A 15,806-nucleotide genomic window follows, 5' to 3' on the forward strand; every position below is an offset into this window, starting at 1 on the left:
AAGCATGGCTGTTGAACGTCCCGACACGCTGCCCGACTCGCTGGAGGCCGCCCTCGCGCGCGTCTTCGAGGGCACGAAGAACACCCGCGCCAGCTGGTTCGCCCTGACGCGGGGCGAACGGCTGTTCTCCGCGGGTGATCCCGCCGACACCCTCTACCTGCTGCGCGCCGGGCGACTGGGCGTGTTCAAGGATGACAACGGGCGCGGCCCCCAGTTCATCGGCGTCATCAAGCCCGGCGATCCGGTCGGCGAAATGGCCATGCTGGCGGGCACGACCCACATGGCCAATGTCGTGGCCCTGCGCGACAGCGACGTGGTCGCCCTGCCCCGCGACGCCTTCTTCGAGGCCGCCCGCAACGAGCCGGCCCTGATGGCCGAACTGGGCCAGATCATGCTGATGCGGGCCCGCGACCGGAACTCGACCGGCTCGGACCCGACCGTCTTCGGCTTCGTCTCGGCCCGCACCCAGCCGATCAGGAGCTTCGTGGAGCGCGTCGCCCGCGCCGTCGAAGCTCAAGGATTCACCTGCCGGATCATCGACCACACCGCCCTGTCGTCCGCCGCCGAGTGGTTCTCCAGCGTCGAGGACGCCCACGACTACGTCCTCTATGTCGCCGAGTCGGACGAACCCGGCTGGGCCTCGCTGTGCGCCCGTCAGGTCGATCGCGTCTTCATCGTCGGCGACGCCGACCACAAGCCGCACGCTCCCGTCCTTCCGCCCGAGATCGAGGACGAGGCCCACCCGCTGACCGACCTGATCCTGCTGCGCCCCGCCCACATGGGACGCCCCACCAGAACCCGCGCCTGGCTGGACGCCTTCAGGCCCGGCCGCTGGTTCCATGCGGTCGAGGGTTTGTTCGACGACACGGCGCGCATCGCCCGCATCGTCACCGGCTCGGCGGTCGGGGTGGTCCTGTCCGGCGGCGGGGCCCGCGCCTACGCCCACATCGGCGCGCTGCGGGCCCTGCGCGAAGCCGGCATGCCGATCGACTTCATCGGCGGCTCCAGCATGGGCGCCGTCGTCGCCGCCGGCCCCGGTCTCGGCTGGTCGGACGAGGAACTGGACGAACGGATCCGCAAGGCCTTCGTCGAATCCGACCCCCTGTCGGACATCGCCTTCCCCATCATCGCCATGACCCACGCGCGCAAGGTCGCGGGCCTGATGCAGGACGCCTATGGCGACGTGAACATCGAAGACATGCCCCTGCCCTTCTTCGCGGTCTCGACCAATCTGACGTCCGGCAAGGTCGAGGTGCATCGCGAGGGCATGCTGCGCCACGCCCTGCGGGCCTCCATCTCCATCCCCGGCGTCATGCCGCCCGTGGTGATGAACGGGCAGGTGCTGGTGGACGGCGCCGTGCTGCGCAACTTCCCCAGCGAGGTCATGCGCCGCCTGAACAGCGGGCCTGTCGTCGGCGTGGACGTGTCCCAGACGCGCGGCGTCGATCCCAGGGCGCTGGAAGATCCGCCGTCGTGGTGGCGCTGGATCGTCTCGGGGGCCTGGAAGAAGGGGCCGCCGATCGTCTCGGTGTTGATGCGCTCCGCCACCCTGACGACCGAGGCCGAACTGATGCAGGCCCGGGCCGACACCGACCTGCTCATCCTGCCCCGTCCCGAAGGCGTCGATATCCGCGACTGGAAGGCCTACGCCCCGGCGGTGTCCTCAGGCTATGCGGCGACCAAGACCGCGCTGGCGACGTTGAAATGCCCTGTCGAGCACCTGCATCGCCACCGCATCAACGACGCTGCGCGACAAGAAACAGACGAGGAAATGGTAGAAGAGTCGCCCCGTCCGCCCGCCTAGGGAAGGCCGCCGACAGCCGCCCGCCCAATGCGGCCAGGAAGGCGTCTTGCGCCTCGGGATCGCCGTCCAGGGCGGTCAGATAGGGCCGCAGCGCCGTCCCCTTCATCCACTCCAGCACGGCGTTTTCGCCCGCCAGAACGTGCAGGTAGGTGGTCGACCAGATGTCGACGTCGTCGCACAGGGGCGCCAGCACGTCGTAATAGGCCTCGGGCGACATGGCCTGAACCCGCGCGGTGACGTCGGCGAAGAGAGAGGCCCAGCGCTTCTCCGCCACGGTTTCGCGCATCAGGCGATGATGCAGCGTGTCCCAGCTCAGCGGCATCTGAACGGCCAGCACCCCACCCGGCCCGAGGGCCTCGGCCAGTCGCCGGAACAGGGGCGCGTGATCGGGCAGCCATTGCAGGGAAGCGTTGGCGAAGATCAGATCCGCGGGCCGCTCGGGCGCCCAGGTTGCGATGTCGCCGACGGACCAGTCCACGTCGTCCGCCAGGGTCCGAGCCTGATCCAGCATGGCTGCGCTGGAATCCATGCCGTGCACCCCTGCCTCGGGATGTCGGCTCTTCAGCAGGGCCGCGTGCTGCCCGGTTCCACAGCCCAAATCCCAGATCTCGCGCGGGGCGAAATCCTCGGGCAGACGGACGAGCAGATCCAGCGCCGCGCGATCGCGCTGGACTTCAAACCGGCTGTATTGTGCGGGGTCCCACTGCGGGGCGGTCATCGTGCATCTCCCTGCGTCGTCGGAACGACCCTATCAGGAAAATGGTACAGCCTCTCAGGTTTGAACTGAGGACCTCCGGCTCCACAAACCGGCGCTCTAACCAACTGAGCTAAGGCTGCACATCTCTGCGCGAGGGCGGTTCTCTAGCGGGCCTCGCCCGGCGGAGCAAGCACCCTTTTCACCCTCAACGCGGGAAATCGCTTTTATCCCCGTCAGTTCCATCCCCGGCTGGCGATGTACTGCTCCAGAGCCGTGATCCGCGTCTGATCCGACGGGTGGGTCGAGGCGAACTGCGGGGTCGAGGTCTGACGCTGCTGCGCCATGGTCCGCCACAGAGCAACGGCCTCGGACGGCTTGTAGCCGGCGGCGGCCAGGTAATCGACGCCCAACCGGTCGGCCTCCAACTCATGACTGCGTGAGAAGGGCAGCAGCACTCCGAGTTGCGCGCCCAGGCCGCCGAAAGCCTGAACCGCCTGACTGTAGTCCCCCGCCTGGCTCTGCACCGCGCCCAGCACCAGTCCGGTGGCGGCATTGGTCGACGAGCGCTCGGCGGCGTGACGCGCCACCACATGGCCGACCTCGTGACCGATGACGGTCGCCAGCTGGTCGTCGTTCCTGGCGATGTTCAACAGCCCTGTCGTCACCCCGATATGGCCGGACGGCAATACGAAGGCGTTCGGCGTCGCATCCTCGAACACCGCATAGTCCCAGTGACGATCACTCAGCCGCGCGGCCTGGACGATGCGGTCGCCGACGCGGCGCACACGCGCGTTCTGAGCGGCGTTGTTCGACACCTTCTGGGTGCGGAGGGTTTCGGTCCACGCCGCCTGAGACTGCTGGATCAGGGCGCTGTCATCGACGATCAGGAATTGATTGCGACCCAGGGTCTCGTTGTAGGCGCAAGCACCCAGGCTCGTGAGACCAGCGCCCAGCAGCAGGGCGGCGAGAAGGGACTTGGACGACACGGGACCTCCAGAAAAGTTCGAGGTTCATAATGCACAGCTCGCCCTCAGGCTCCATGCCGCCGGCTGCTTCCCGAGCAGCGGACCAAAGAAAAACGCCCCGGAGTTTCCTCCAGGGCGTTCAACCTGATCTCGAAAGAGATCTTTAGTCCAGACGGAAGCGGGTCGTGAACTCGACGCGGGCGCCAGGTTGAACTGCCTCGACCGTCCGAGGCGCCAGACGCCCCGCGCCTACAGCCTCGAGCACCCTTTCCCCAAGGCCAGCGCCCACGGGGCTTTCCTCAACGATCCGGCAATCCAAAAGGCGACCTTGCGTGTCAAACCCGCAATTCACCTTCGCCCATCCGGTGCCGGACACATCGGACGGCTTGTCATGGCCTGCGCATCCGGCAGCGCCAAGGCCGATCATGGAGGAGAAGACGACGGCCATGCAGGAAACACGATTCACGGGAGCCTCCTCCGGCGGGTTGAGAACCACGCCCGATCACGACCGAGAGCGGAACGACGAAAAACGCCCCGGAGTTTCCTCCGGGGCGTTCAGCTGGATCTCGAAAGAGATCCTTAGTCCAGACGGAAGCGGGTCGTGAACTCGACGCGGGCGCCGACGGCGGCGCCGTCGACAGTCCGCGGCGCCAGACGACCCGAACGGGCCGCCCGAATAACCGCTTGACCGAAACCGGCGCCGGCGGGGTCTTCGTCCACGATGCGGCAGTCCGAAAGGCTGCCGTTGGCGGCGACCGCGCAGTTCACCTTGGCCGAACCGGTTTCGATACCGCGCGACTGAGCGCGTTCCGGGAACTCGGGCGAGACCTGGCGGGACCAGCTCGGGTTGGTGATGACCGAAGGCTTCGGCGGCGCGGGAGGAGCCGGCGGAGGCGGAGGTCCGGGGACGATCACGGGCGGGCCCGTGTATTCCTGACGGTCTTCCTTCTTCGTCGGTTCGATGGCCACAGTCACCGGAGGCGGAGGCGCCTGGGTGTTGATCTGCGGTTCACGCACCTGAAGCTTCGGCGGCGGAGGGGTGTCCGGCGGAGGCGGCGGCGGCGGCGGCGGCGGCGGCGGAGGGGGAACCTCCATCAGCTCGACATCGACGGCCTCGTCCTCGTAGGTCATTTCCTTCAGCTTGAACTTGTTGTTGTACAAGTACAGGCCCGCCAGAGCGTGGACGATCACCGAGACGGTGATGCCCACGACGGCGCCGGTCGAAAGCTTCTTCTTCTTCTTCGGCGGATCCAGGATCGGATCACGGTGGTGAGGTTCAGCTGTCATGCTATGCGCCCCGCCCCCTTACGAGTTGTCTTCGCCAACCAGGGCGACGCTGTAGAAACCATTGTCCTGGAGAGCGTTCATGACCTGCATGAAGTCGCCGTACCGAGTCTGCTGGTCTGCACGAATGAAAATACGTTCTTCCGAAGGGTTCCTGCGCCCGATCTGCACCCGCAGATCGTCGCCGAGCGAACCAGGCGAGGACCGCAGGTCGCCAATCCAGACATCGCCATCGTTCTGGATGGAGATGAAGACGGGCGTCGGCGGGTTCTTGCCGGGAGGCGCAACGGCGCGAGGCAGTTTCACCGGCACCGACACGGTGGCGAGCGGAGCCGCCACCATGAAGATGATGAGGAGGACGAGCATGATGTCAACGAAAGGCGTGACATTGATCTCGGCATTAGCCTCGACGGTGTACTTGCCGCCGCCGGAACCGGAAAGTTTGGCGGCCATCCGTCTTACGCTCCCTTGTCGAGCTGACGCGAGATGGCGTTGATCAGTTCAGCGTTGAAGCCGTCCGAACGCGTGCCGTAGTTCGAGATGCGCGTGTTGAAGTAGTTGTAGAAGATAACGGCCGGGATAGCGGCGAACAGGCCGATACCGGTGGCGAGCAGGGCTTCAGCGATACCCGGAGCAACGACGGCCAGGTTGGTCGTGTTGGACTCGGCGATGCCGATGAAGGAGTTCATGATGCCGTAAACGGTGCCGAACAGACCGACGAACGGACCGGTCGAACCCGTCGAAGCCAGGAACTGCTGGCCGCCCGACAGGCGCTTCGGCAGACCCGATTGAACGGCGGCGACGGCGGTTTGGGCGCGCAGCAGAGCCGAGTCGCGGTGATCGCCGGTGACGCTCAGGCCAGCCTGACGCGACAGTTCGATTTCCTCGGTGGCGGCGGCGGCCATGTCGGCCAGCGGGTTGCCGTCGAAGTCTTCCGAGGTGGCGACGCGACGCATGTCAGCGATCGTGCGAGCGCCGCGGAAGGCTTCCAGGAAGCGGTCGGTGGTTTTGTTCAGGGCGCCGAACTCGAGCAGCTTGATGAGCAGCATGGTCCACGACAGGACCGAGGCCAGCAGCAGGCCGATCATGACGATCTTAACGACCGCGGTGGCTTCCATGAACATGGAGACCGGGGTGATGCCGCCGCTGTGGCCGCCCGAAACCGACTCGCTGACCGAGGTCGGGTCGGCGGCGGGGGCAGCAGCGTCAGCGGCCGGAGCAGCAGCGTCGGCAGCCGGAGCGGCGGTCGAGGCGGCGGCTGCCGGGGCAGCGGCCGGGGCTGCGGCGTCTTGCGCCAGAACCGGCGAGCTCGCCATCAGGACGGCGGCGCCGGCCATTGCGAGGAGGATATTCGTCTTCTTGCTATCGAGCATTTTTCGCCAGTTCCTGCTTTGGTCTGACACGTGGAACCCAAGACACGGACCGCGTCAGTCGGCCGTCCCTATAATGAAATTGCGCCACCGCCGGATCGAGCCGGACCAGTGGAGCCGCCCTCCTGCAACCCCCGTTCGAAAACGAGCGCCGCCGCCAAGGTCCGGGCACAATATCCCGGTCACCTCGACCTGCAAGCAGGAATGCGGTTAAGTCCCTTTGGCGAACGCCCCACGTAGCGTCAAGTGCGCAAAGTTTCTTTTCCCCTTCGCACCTGCAGCAATCGGGGTGGCGAGCAAGATATTTGCGGTTTTCGTAATGGCAGCGACACGAAAACGTCGCATCGAGCCACCTTACCGAAATGCAATTCCCAAGGCGAAATTTAGGCCATTTTACGGCACAGCTTCGCCACAGGGGCGAATGCATCACTTGAAGGGGGAGTGGTGCCTGGAGGCGGGTTCGAACCACCGACACGCGGATTTTCAATCCGCTGCTCTACCAGCTGAGCTATCCAGGCGCACGACGTCGTCGCGAGAGGCGGGTCTATAGGCGAGGCTGACGGGGCTGTCCAGACGCCAATTCACTCAATTCAGCGATCTTTTTCATCATCGACCACTTCATCGGTCGGAATGGCGTAGCCGCCTGTGAACCAGCGCTGCAGATCGACGTCGGCGCAGCGCTTGGAGCAGAACGGCTTGTAGGCCGGATCCGGCTTCTGACGGCGGCAAATAGGGCAAAGCGACATCACCGGGCCTCTTCAATTCTAACGACGCCGACGGCGATCAGGGAATCCGCCCTCACGCCTGCCCTCGGCCCCAGGGCCTCGACCAGCGGCGCGGCCAGGACGGCGACCTCAGGCGCGCAACGCGCGACGAGGCGCGGCGTCGCGGGGTCAGACAGCAAGGCCAGCCGAAGCCGTCGCGTCATATCTATGGCGCAGGTCGCGAGGGTCGGTCGCCCGCGTCCGTCCAGCAGTCGCTCGTCCAGCGGCGTCCGTCGCCACGGCAGGGACAACTGCATCAGGCCGAACCGGCTCAGAGGACCGAAGGCCGCCTGGGGCTCTCCGACGAAGGCGGCGCGCGCCATCTTCATTATAGTGTCGCCGTGCAGGCCGACGCCGGCGAGATCGATCACCACCAGACCGCCCCACCCATTAAGGGCCAGAAGGCGGGCCGCATGTGACAATCCGGCGCGGTTGGCCGCTTCCCGGTTCTTGCGTGAATCACGTCCCGGCGCGGGCGCGTGATCGATATCAACCGCGATCAGGGCGCGGGTGCGCTGAATCATCAGGTCCAGCCCGCTGCTCGATTCGACCAAGGCGGTGGAAAGGGCGTCTTCTTCGGCCTCCAGGGCGGCGCGGATCGCGGCGACGCCGGTCTCGCGCTCGATCCCTGGCGCCAGCGCCGCCAGAATCGCCGTGACATCCGGCCCGGGCGCCAGCAGGCGCGGCTCGCCCGACGCCTCGCCGAGACGACGCAGCACCGGGCCCTTGCGCTCACGCGGCTCGGCGACGACCTCGACCTCGAGCTTGGCCCCCTCCCCCGTCTTGTCGTCCTTGCCCAGAGGCAGAAAGCCGAACGGCTCGCCCGCGCCCAGGTCGACGAAGGCGCCGCGCAGGCCCGGTTCGACCCGCGCGATACGGCCGACGCAACGCGCGCCCAGCCGATCGCTCGGCCGGTCGCTGTCGCGGTGGAGGATCAGTTGAGTAAAGAGGCCGTCGCGGGCGATGACGCCGCGGGTTTCGCCCGGCGTCTCATCGAGGAAGACCTCGACATCGGCCACGTCAGGCGGTCCTGGGCCGCCAGCCGGCGCCGCGCAGCAGATTGGCCGCCTCATAGAGCGGCAGGCCCATCACGGCCGGATGGCTGCCGACGATGCGGCGCACGAAGGCGGCGGCCGCCCCCTGGATGCCGTATCCGCCCGCCTTGCCGCGCCACTCGCCCGAGGCGACATAGGTCGCGATCTCTTCAGGCGACAGGGTCTTGAAGGAAACGCGGGTGTCCACGACGCGGCAGGTCGCCCGACCATCAGCGATCACGACGACGCCGGTGAAGACGCGGTGATTGCGGCCCGACAGCAGTTCGAGGAAGCGTTGGGCTTCGGCCTCGTCCGCCGGCTTTTCCAGCAGGCGACGACCCAGGGCGACGACGGTGTCGGCGGCCAGGACGATGGCGTCGGGCGAACGCGCGGCCACCACCTCGGCCTTGCCGCGCGCCAGGCGCTCGGCCAGACGCAACGGCGTCTCGCCTTTCAGCGGGGTCTCGTCGATGTCGGCGGGATCAACATGATCGGGAACCACCCCGATCTGCGCCAGCAGCTCAATGCGGCGCGGGCTCGACGAGGCCAGAACCAGCCTCGGAGCCGAAAGGTCAGGACGCGACACGCGCGTCCTTACTTGAAGCGATAGGTGATGCGGCCCTTGGTCAGGTCGTAGGGCGTCATTTCAACCAGCACCTTGTCGCCCGCCAGAACGCGGATGCGGTTCTTGCGCATCTTGCCGGCGGTATGGGCGATGATCTCGTGGTCGTTTTCCAGCGTCACGCGGAAAGTGGCGTTCGGCAGCAGTTCGCTGACAACGCCGGGGAACTCGAGAAGCTCTTCCTTGGCCATGCGGTCTCTCTCGCCCGAAAAACAGCTTAAGGCTCGCGTCGGGCGTGAACGCGAGCCGTGAAGGAGGCGCCTAATGCACCAAAACGCCGAAATAGTCGAGTTCAGCCGCGTCGATAGACGGCGCAAACCAGCGTGAACAGCCGACGGGCGGTTTCCTTGTCGATCTCGACCTTGCCCTCAAGACGTCCCCGGAGCAGTTCGGCGCCCTCGTTGTGCAGGCCGCGACGCCCCATGTCGACGGACTCGATCTGGCTGGGCGAAGAGCCGCGCAGGGCCTCGTAATAGCTTTCGCAGATCAGGGCGTAGTCGCGGATCACCGTCTTCATCGGCGACAGCGACAGCACGTGGGTGCGCGAAAAATCCGGCCCGGAGATGTCGAAGGCCAGGCGGTTGTCCTGCGAGGACAGACGCAGCGCATAGGGACCGCCCTCGGCGCCCTCGGGCGTAAAGCTGTTCTGTTCGATCAGGTCGAAGATGGCGACGCGGCGCTGATGCTCGATCTCGGCGGTGGCCGCCGGAAGGGTCGCGGCGTCGACTTCGATCGACGACAGCTTGTGCGGACCGCTCATGCCTTGGCCTCGTCAGAAGGGGTCTCGTCCAGATGGGTCGGCGCCATGCGCGCGGGCCAGCGGTCGGACAGGTCGGTCAGCACGGCGTCCAGGCATTCCACGTCGATGCGCAGATCGCCGCCGCCGGCGAACATCAGGATGACGCGGCCGCCGGGCGCTTCGGTCGGCTCAAAGTCCAGCGCCAGCAGCTCCAGCGCCGATTCGGGCAGGCGCGGCAGCCGCCGGCTCTTGACCGCCTCGACGTCGCCGAACTGCATCGCCGCCATGACGCGCGTGCCGCCGCATTCCCAGCAGAAGCGCGACAGGACGATGGTCAGGCGCCGTGCGTCCTTTTCCCAACGAATGTCGACAGGCCGCATGATGGCGTCCTGAAGCGCGGCCGAGATGATCTGCAGATCGACGGCGTCCTCGGCCAGCAGGCGCAAGGGAGCCATAGGGGCCAGGGCCTCGGCCGCCGCGTCGTTGTCGGAGATCGTCTCGACCTCAGTGCTCATCCGCTCCGCCTTTCACGCGCCGCACATCGGCGCCGCAGGCTCCCAGCTTTTCTTCCATCCGCTCGAAGCCGCGATCCAGATGATACACGCGACCGACCGTGGTTTCGCCCTCGGCGACCAGACCGGCCATGACCAGGCTGATCGAGGCGCGCAGATCCGTGGCCATGACCGGCGCGCCGGTCAGCTTCTCGACGCCGCGCACGTGGGCTTCGCCCGCGTGGACCGAGATGTCGGCGCCCAGACGCGCCAGCTCGGGCGCGTGCATGAAACGGTTCTCGAAGATGTTCTCGTGGATGATGCTCGTGCCTTCGGCCGTCGTCATCAGGGCCATGAACTGGGCCTGCAGGTCGGTGGCGAAGCCCGGATAGATCTCGGTCGTGACGTTGACGGCCTTCAACCGCTGCGTCGGGTCACGACGCACGATGACGCCGTCGGCGGTGGCTTCGACCTCGACGCCCGCCTCGATCATCTTGTCGGTCAGGGCGGTGATCAGGTCGGCGCGGCCCTTGGTCAGGCGCACCTCGCCTCCGGCCATGGCGGCGGCCAGGGCGTAAGAGCCCATCTCGATCCGGTCGGGGATCACCGACCAAGTCGTGCCGTTAAGCGACGAGACGCCGGTGATGGTCAGGACATCGGTGTCCAGGCCTTCGATCTTGGCGCCCATGGCGATCAGGCAGCGGGCCAGGTCGCCGATCTCGGGCTCGCGCGCGGCGCGCTTCAGCACGGTCGTTCCGTTGGCCAGCACCGCCGCCAACAGGGCGTGCTCGGTCGCGCCGACCGAAACGAAGGGGAACTCGATCTCGGCCCCTTGCAGGCCCTTGGGCGCATGGGCGGAGACATAGCCCTCTTCCAGTTCGATCTCCGCGCCCATGGCCGTCAGGGCCATCAGGTGCAGGTCGACCGGACGCGCGCCGATGGTGCAGCCGCCGGGCAGCGAGACCTTGGCCTCGCCGGAACGGGCCAGCAGCGGCCCCAGGACGTTGAACGAGGCCCGCATCTGGCGAACCAGATCATAGGGGGCGAAGGTCGAGGTCAGTTTCGGCGCATGGAACAGGGTCTCCTGCCCGTCCGCGCCGTTGCGTTCGGTGACCTCGACGCCGAACTGCTGCAGCAGTTGGCCCAGGAACCGGGTGTCCGCCAGACGCGGCATATTGGTCAGCAGCAGGGGCTGATCCGTCAGGATCGAGGCCGCCATCAGCTTGATGGCCGAATTCTTGGCGCCGCTGACCTCGATCTGGCCGTTCAGGCGGTTGCCGCCGTGGATGACGATGCTGTCCATGAAATCTTTCGCGGCCGGAAACACTGCGCCCCGGCGAACCGCTTATCTAGCAAGCCCTTACGCCCTCGCGAAAGAGCCGCGTGCGCGCAAGGACGATGACTTTCAGTTGCGCTCCGTGGCGGGGCGCGGCGCGGCGGTCGGCGCCTTACGGCGCTTCAGGTTGGTGCGAAGCGCAGCGGCCAGGCGCACGGCGCGTTCGGCCTTGGCCTTCTGCTCGCGCGTTTGCTCCACGTCTTGTGCGGCGGGACCAGGGTCTTTGGGCGGGGTATCCATGTTGTGCAGCAGACCGCGTGCAAAGTTTTTGATCAAGCGTGCATTTTCCGCTTGTGCCGCCCCGAAGTCGTTGGCTATACGGCCGCTCTCCTCGTTGAGGGGCCGCCGTAGCTCAGTGGTAGAGCGCATCCTTGGTAAGGCTGAGGTCGTGGGTTCGATTCCCCCCGGCGGCACCATCCGGGCCCTTGCAGATCAATGATTTGCAAGGGCCCGGGCCAATTTCTCCGACAATCAGATGCGATGTCCTGACGCGGTCTAATTGCGCCCGTTCGGCGCCTGACGTCTGGTCAAGACAGTCCCCTGCCCGCTAGACCTTCCGACCTCAGTTTCGAGGGGTTTGGGGGCTTTCCATGAAGCGCAGCTTGTTGACCACCGTCGCGGCCCTGGCCGTGGCCTTCCCGGCGTTCGCGCAAACCGCGCCTGCGACCGACTCAACGGCGGCCGCCGCAACCCCGCCGGCCAAGCCGAAGTGGGACGTCCAGAACCCGCCCGGCGCGTCGCACGATGCCGCCATCGACGTCACCGAGGGCACCTGGATGTCGCTGGACGTCAGCCCGGACGGCCGCGAGATCGTCTTCGATCTGCTGGGCGACATCTATGTCATGCCCATCACCGGCGGCGAGGCCCGCGCCATCGCCTCGGGCGTGGCCTGGGACATGCAGCCCAAATATTCGCCGGACGGCCGCTCCATCGCCTTCACCTCGGACCGGGGCGGCGGCGACAACCTGTGGGTCATGGATCGCGACGGGTCGAACGCCAAGCAGGTGTCCAACGAATCCTTTCGCCTGTTGACCCAGCCCGACTGGTCGCCGGACGGTCAGTTCATCGTCGGCCGCAAGCACTTCACCTCGTCGCGCTCGCTGGGCGCGGGCGAGATGTGGATGTACCACCGCGCGGGCGGCGGCGGCGTGCAGCTGACCGAGCGCCGCACCCAGCAGAAGGACACGGGCGAGCCCGCCTTCTCGCCCGACGGCCGCTACCTCTACTTCAGCGATGACTCCACGCCGGGCGGCGTGTTCGACTACTCCAAGGACCCGAACACCCAGATCTATGTGATCCGGCGTCTGGATCGCGAGACGGGCGAGATCACGCCCTTCGTCACTGGGCCGGGCGGCTCGATTCGCCCCACCCCCTCGCCCGACGGCAAGTCCTTGGCCTTCATCCGGCGCGACCGGTACAAGTCCGTCCTCTATGTCATGGACCTCGAATCGGGCCGCGAGACCCCGATCCACGACGCCCTGGACCGCGACCTGCAGGAAACCTGGGCCATTCACGGCGTCTATCCGACGATGAGCTGGACGCCCGACAACCGCTCGATCGTCTTCTGGGCCGGCGGCAAGATCCACCGCATCGACGTGGCCTCCAAGGCCGTCAGCGAAATCCCCTTCCACGTCGCCGACACCCGCCGCGTGCAGGAGGCCGTGCGCTTCCCCGTCGAGGTCGCGCCTGACCAGTTCGACGTGAAGATGGTCCGCTGGGCCCAGACCTCGCCCGACGGCTCCAAAGTGGTGTTCGAGGCCCTCGGCAACCTGTGGATCCGCGACCTGCGCAACGGCGTGGCCGGCGCCCCGCGTCGCCTGACGCGCCAGAGCGACCACTTCGAGCTCTACCCGTCCTGGTCGCGCGACGGCCGCTCCATCGTCTACACGACCTGGAATGATCAGGACCTGGGCACGCTGCGGGTGATTCCCGCCGCCGGCGGCGAGGGCCGCGTCATCAGCGCCCAGCCCGGTCATTATCTGGAGCCGCAGTTCTCGCCGGACGGTCAGACCATCGTCTATCGCACCTCCAGCGACGGCTTCCTGCGCACCGCCCTGTGGAGCCGCAATCCCGGCGTCTATCGCACCTCGGTGCGCGGCGGCGAGCCGACCCTGATCACCGAGAACGGCTCCAACCCGCAATTCGGCGCCCGCAACGACCGGATCTTCCTGACCGCCCGCGACGGCGACAAACGCGTGCTGAAATCGGTCAGCCTGTCGGGCGAGGACGAACGCAAACACCTGAGCAGCGAATGGGCGGCCGAGTTCTCGGTCTCGCCGGATGAGCACTGGGTGGCCTGGACCGAGCGCTTCAACGCCTATGTGACGCCCTTCGTCTCGACGGGCCGCGCCGTCACGGTCGGCGCCGACACCAAGGCCCTGCCCCAGACCCGCGTCACCCGCGACGCCGGCGAATGGCTGCACTGGTCCGGCGATTCCAGCCGCCTGCAATGGTCGATGGGACCGGAGCTGTTCTCGCGTCCGCTGAGCGAAAGTTTCGCCTTCGCCGAGGGCGCGCCCGCCGCACTGCCCAAGCCCGCCGAGCATGGAATCAAGATCGGCTTCAGCGCCGACTACGCCAGGCCGACCGGCCGCGTGGTCCTGAGCGGCGCCCGCCTGATCACCATGAAGGGCGACGAGGTCATCGAGGACGGCGTGGTCGTCATCAACGGCAACCGCATCGAAGCCATCGGCCCGCGCGGCTCGGTCACGGTGCCCGCCGACGCCCGCGTCATGGACATGGCCGGCAAGACCATCATCCCCGGCCTGGTGGACGCCCACTGGCACGGCTCGATGGGCTCGGACGAGATCATCCCGCAGCAGTCCTGGGTCAACTACGCCGCGCTCGCGTTCGGCGTGACCACCATCCACGACCCGTCCAATGATTCGAGCGAGATCTTCGCCCACAGCGAGCTGGCCAAGGCCGGACGCGTGGTCGGCCCGCGCATCTTCTCGACCGGCACCATCCTCTATGGCGCCAACACGCCCTTTACGGCCCAGGTCAATGATCTGGACGACGCAATGTCCAACCTGCGCCGGATGCAGGCCGTCGGGGCCTGGAGCGTCAAGAGCTACAACCAGCCCCGCCGCGACCAGCGTCAGCAGATTCTGGAGGCCGCGCGCGAACTGGGCATGATGGTCGTGCCCGAGGGCGGCTCCCTCTATCAGCACAACATGAGCATGGTGGTGGATGGCCACACCACAATCGAGCACTCGATCCCGCTGGCCCGTCTGTACGCCGACGTGCATCAGCTGTGGCGTCAGACCAAGGTGGCCTACACCCCCACCCTGATCGTGGCCTATGGCGGCAACTGGGGCGAGAACTACTGGTATCAGGCCACGGACGTCTGGAACGATCCAATCCTGACCCAGTACGTCCCGCGCCGCATCCTCGACAGTCGCGCCCGTCGCCCGGTCCATGTGCAGCCGGACGAACTGAATCACATCTCCATCGCCCGCGAGGCCAAGCGTCTGGCTGACGAAGGCGTGTCGGTGCAGATCGGCGCTCACGGCCAGCGCGAAGGCCTCGGCGCCCACTGGGAGCTGTGGATGTTCGAACAGGGCGGCATGACCCCGCATCAGGCCCTGCGCGTCGGCACCCTGAACGGCGCTGCGGCCCTGGGCATGGACAAGGACATCGGCTCGCTGGAGACCGGCAAGCTGGCCGACCTGGTCGTGCTGGACGCCAACCCGCTGGAGAACCTGCGGAACACGGTCAAGATCGGCTACACGATGATCAACGGCCGTATCTTCGACAATCAGATGAACGAGGTCGGTCAGCCTCCGCGTCAGCCCTTCTGGCACCAGACCGCCGACGGTCAGGCCTGGAGCGCCGGCGCCGCTTCCGCCGAGGCCGACGCGCACGGTCACAGCCACGGCCACGACTGACGTTCGTCAGTCCGGACATGAAGAGGGCCCGACCATCCGGTCGGGCCCTTTTTCTTGCACGGCGTAGGAGAGAGACTACTCGACCGTTGCGGCCAGCATGGCGGAGCGTTTGGCCGCCCGGCCTTTCAGCCAGCGCATGACGACCACGGCGGTCACGACGACCGCGCCAAAGGCGATCAGCATCAGGGTCGGGCCGTGGGCCTCGCTCATGAACTCCAGCTGAGCCAGACCCTTGGCGGCCAGATAGCCCGGCGCAAGCATCGCCAGGACCCAGACGAAGGCCGAGGTGACATTGGCCAGCTGGAACACCCGCTGACGCATCCGCAGCACGCCCACCATCACCGGCACGAAGGCCCGCAGCGGCCCGAAGAAGCGGCCGATGAAGATGGAGGCCACGCCGTAGCGACGGCAATACAGCCGCGTCCAGGCGATCTTGCGACGATGCGGCAACAGCATGGGCTGGCGCAGCACGCCCGTGCCCAGCCGACGGCCGATCCAGTAGGAAATGGCGTCGCCCATGACCGCGCCGATGACGCATCCGGCGATGACGCTGACAGGGTCCAGCACGCCCGCCGCCACCAGTCCGCCTGCGGCGACCAGCAGGCCTGTCGCCGGCACAAAGGCGCCGATGACCACCAGAGACTCGAAGAAGGTGACCAGCCCCAGAACGACCCCGGCCCAGACATGATGTCTGGCGATGAAATCGGCGGCCGAACTAAGCAAACTATCCATACTGGTCCTCTATCGCCTCCCGCATATGGGAGGTCGCCCCCCAAAGGGAATGCGGCGATGGGACGCTTCGATGGAAACAGG

At 66.9% G+C, this 15,806-nt stretch carries 17 protein-coding genes and 3 tRNA genes; 3 read left to right on the forward strand and 17 right to left on the reverse strand.

Annotated elements, in window-relative coordinates:
* Positions 1-4: 4 nt before the first annotated feature.
* On the forward strand, positions 5-1,804 hold the full coding sequence (locus tag ACFYLW_RS08840) for a patatin-like phospholipase family protein (protein WP_313472845.1): 1,800 nt from the start codon (positions 5-7) through the stop codon (positions 1,802-1,804).
* On the opposite strand, the gene ACFYLW_RS08845 is transcribed toward ACFYLW_RS08840, so the two are convergent.
* From ACFYLW_RS08845 to ACFYLW_RS08920, 16 genes are all read right to left on the reverse strand, one after another.
* Positions 1,737-2,522 (reverse strand): methyltransferase domain-containing protein, encoded by a 786-nt coding sequence (locus tag ACFYLW_RS08845; RefSeq protein ID WP_313472846.1) that lies wholly within the window; start codon positions 2,520-2,522, stop codon positions 1,737-1,739. The genes ACFYLW_RS08840 and ACFYLW_RS08845 overlap by 68 nt on opposite strands.
* Before the next feature lie 42 nt (positions 2,523-2,564).
* Positions 2,565-2,641 (reverse strand) — tRNA-His (locus ACFYLW_RS08850).
* Positions 2,642-2,734: 93 nt separating this feature from the next.
* Entirely contained in the window at positions 2,735-3,487 is a 753-nt protein-coding gene (locus ACFYLW_RS08855) for a M48 family metallopeptidase (protein WP_313472847.1), read from the reverse strand.
* A 142-nt stretch (positions 3,488-3,629) separates the two neighbouring features.
* The gene (locus ACFYLW_RS08860; protein WP_313472848.1) at positions 3,630-3,932 is read right to left on the reverse strand and encodes a hypothetical protein; all 303 of its coding nucleotides are present in this window, start codon (positions 3,930-3,932) and stop codon (positions 3,630-3,632) included.
* A 113-nt stretch (positions 3,933-4,045) separates the two neighbouring features.
* Positions 4,046-4,753 carry an energy transducer TonB gene (locus ACFYLW_RS08865; RefSeq protein ID WP_313472849.1) on the reverse strand — a complete coding sequence of 236 codons (708 nt, stop codon included), beginning with the start codon at positions 4,751-4,753 and terminating at the stop codon, positions 4,046-4,048.
* Positions 4,754-4,771: 18 nt separating this feature from the next.
* Positions 4,772-5,203 (reverse strand): biopolymer transporter ExbD, encoded by a 432-nt coding sequence (locus ACFYLW_RS08870; RefSeq protein WP_292082158.1) that lies wholly within the window; start codon positions 5,201-5,203, stop codon positions 4,772-4,774.
* A gap of 5 nt (positions 5,204-5,208) precedes the next feature.
* The gene (locus tag ACFYLW_RS08875; protein WP_292082157.1) at positions 5,209-6,123 is read right to left on the reverse strand and encodes a MotA/TolQ/ExbB proton channel family protein; all 915 of its coding nucleotides are present in this window, start codon (positions 6,121-6,123) and stop codon (positions 5,209-5,211) included.
* 439 nt (positions 6,124-6,562) lie between these two features.
* Positions 6,563-6,638: transfer RNA gene (locus ACFYLW_RS08880), tRNA-Phe, on the reverse strand.
* 72 nt (positions 6,639-6,710) lie between these two features.
* Positions 6,711-6,869 (reverse strand): DNA gyrase inhibitor YacG, encoded by a 159-nt coding sequence (locus ACFYLW_RS08885; protein ID WP_292082156.1) that lies wholly within the window; start codon positions 6,867-6,869, stop codon positions 6,711-6,713.
* Positions 6,866-7,903 (reverse strand): ribonuclease E/G, encoded by a 1,038-nt coding sequence (locus tag ACFYLW_RS08890; RefSeq protein WP_313472850.1) that lies wholly within the window; start codon positions 7,901-7,903, stop codon positions 6,866-6,868. Before ACFYLW_RS08890 ends, ACFYLW_RS08885 begins: the two co-directional genes overlap by 4 nt.
* Position 7,904: 1 nt before the next feature.
* Positions 7,905-8,504, reverse strand: coding sequence for a nucleoside triphosphate pyrophosphatase (locus ACFYLW_RS08895; RefSeq protein ID WP_313472851.1), 600 nt, complete (start codon positions 8,502-8,504; stop codon positions 7,905-7,907).
* Between the two features lie 8 nt (positions 8,505-8,512).
* Positions 8,513-8,731, reverse strand: coding sequence for a translation initiation factor IF-1 (gene infA, locus ACFYLW_RS08900; protein WP_003164348.1), 219 nt, complete (start codon positions 8,729-8,731; stop codon positions 8,513-8,515).
* Between the two features lie 101 nt (positions 8,732-8,832).
* Entirely contained in the window at positions 8,833-9,300 is a 468-nt protein-coding gene (locus ACFYLW_RS08905) for a UPF0262 family protein (RefSeq protein ID WP_312063964.1), read from the reverse strand.
* Positions 9,297-9,794, reverse strand: coding sequence for a DUF2948 family protein (locus ACFYLW_RS08910; protein WP_313472852.1), 498 nt, complete (start codon positions 9,792-9,794; stop codon positions 9,297-9,299). Before ACFYLW_RS08910 ends, ACFYLW_RS08905 begins: the two co-directional genes overlap by 4 nt.
* The gene (gene murA, locus ACFYLW_RS08915; protein ID WP_313472853.1) at positions 9,784-11,073 is read right to left on the reverse strand and encodes a UDP-N-acetylglucosamine 1-carboxyvinyltransferase; all 1,290 of its coding nucleotides are present in this window, start codon (positions 11,071-11,073) and stop codon (positions 9,784-9,786) included. Before murA ends, ACFYLW_RS08910 begins: the two co-directional genes overlap by 11 nt.
* A gap of 102 nt (positions 11,074-11,175) precedes the next feature.
* Complete coding sequence (locus tag ACFYLW_RS08920) at positions 11,176-11,382, reverse strand: hypothetical protein (protein WP_313472854.1); 207 nt, start codon at positions 11,380-11,382, stop codon at positions 11,176-11,178.
* A gap of 65 nt (positions 11,383-11,447) precedes the next feature.
* Between ACFYLW_RS08920 and ACFYLW_RS08925 the strand changes: the two genes are divergently transcribed.
* Positions 11,448-11,522: transfer RNA gene (locus ACFYLW_RS08925), tRNA-Thr, on the forward strand.
* A gap of 186 nt (positions 11,523-11,708) precedes the next feature.
* A complete protein-coding gene (locus tag ACFYLW_RS08930) occupies positions 11,709-14,993 on the forward strand; it encodes an amidohydrolase family protein (RefSeq protein WP_313472855.1) in 3,285 nt (1,094 codons plus the stop codon).
* A gap of 75 nt (positions 14,994-15,068) precedes the next feature.
* On the opposite strand, the gene ACFYLW_RS08935 is transcribed toward ACFYLW_RS08930, so the two are convergent.
* Positions 15,069-15,725 (reverse strand): DedA family protein, encoded by a 657-nt coding sequence (locus ACFYLW_RS08935; RefSeq protein ID WP_313472856.1) that lies wholly within the window; start codon positions 15,723-15,725, stop codon positions 15,069-15,071.
* Positions 15,726-15,806 lie beyond the last annotated feature (81 nt).

The sequence above is a fragment of the Brevundimonas sp. NPDC007368 genome (assembly GCF_042869015.1).
Lineage (GTDB): Bacteria > Pseudomonadota > Alphaproteobacteria > Caulobacterales > Caulobacteraceae > Brevundimonas.

Bases quoted from the DNA above. Each gene is read 5' to 3' on its own strand.
- ACFYLW_RS08840 (WP_313472845.1), top strand. From the start codon at position 5: ATGGCTGTTGAACGTCCCGACACGCTGCCCGACTCGCTGGAGGCCGCC.
- ACFYLW_RS08845 (WP_313472846.1), bottom strand. From the start codon at position 2,522: ATGACCGCCCCGCAGTGGGACCCCGCACAATACAGCCGGTTTGAAGTC.
- ACFYLW_RS08865 (WP_313472849.1), bottom strand. From the start codon at position 4,753: ATGACAGCTGAACCTCACCACCGTGATCCGATCCTGGATCCGCCGAAG.
- ACFYLW_RS08870 (WP_292082158.1), bottom strand. From the start codon at position 5,203: ATGGCCGCCAAACTTTCCGGTTCCGGCGGCGGCAAGTACACCGTCGAG.
- ACFYLW_RS08875 (WP_292082157.1), bottom strand. From the start codon at position 6,123: ATGCTCGATAGCAAGAAGACGAATATCCTCCTCGCAATGGCCGGCGCC.
- infA (WP_003164348.1), bottom strand. From the start codon at position 8,731: ATGGCCAAGGAAGAGCTTCTCGAGTTCCCCGGCGTTGTCAGCGAACTG.
- ACFYLW_RS08905 (WP_312063964.1), bottom strand. From the start codon at position 9,300: ATGAGCGGTCCGCACAAGCTGTCGTCGATCGAAGTCGACGCCGCGACC.
- ACFYLW_RS08910 (WP_313472852.1), bottom strand. From the start codon at position 9,794: ATGAGCACTGAGGTCGAGACGATCTCCGACAACGACGCGGCGGCCGAG.
- murA (WP_313472853.1), bottom strand. From the start codon at position 11,073: ATGGACAGCATCGTCATCCACGGCGGCAACCGCCTGAACGGCCAGATC.
- ACFYLW_RS08935 (WP_313472856.1), bottom strand. From the start codon at position 15,725: ATGGATAGTTTGCTTAGTTCGGCCGCCGATTTCATCGCCAGACATCAT.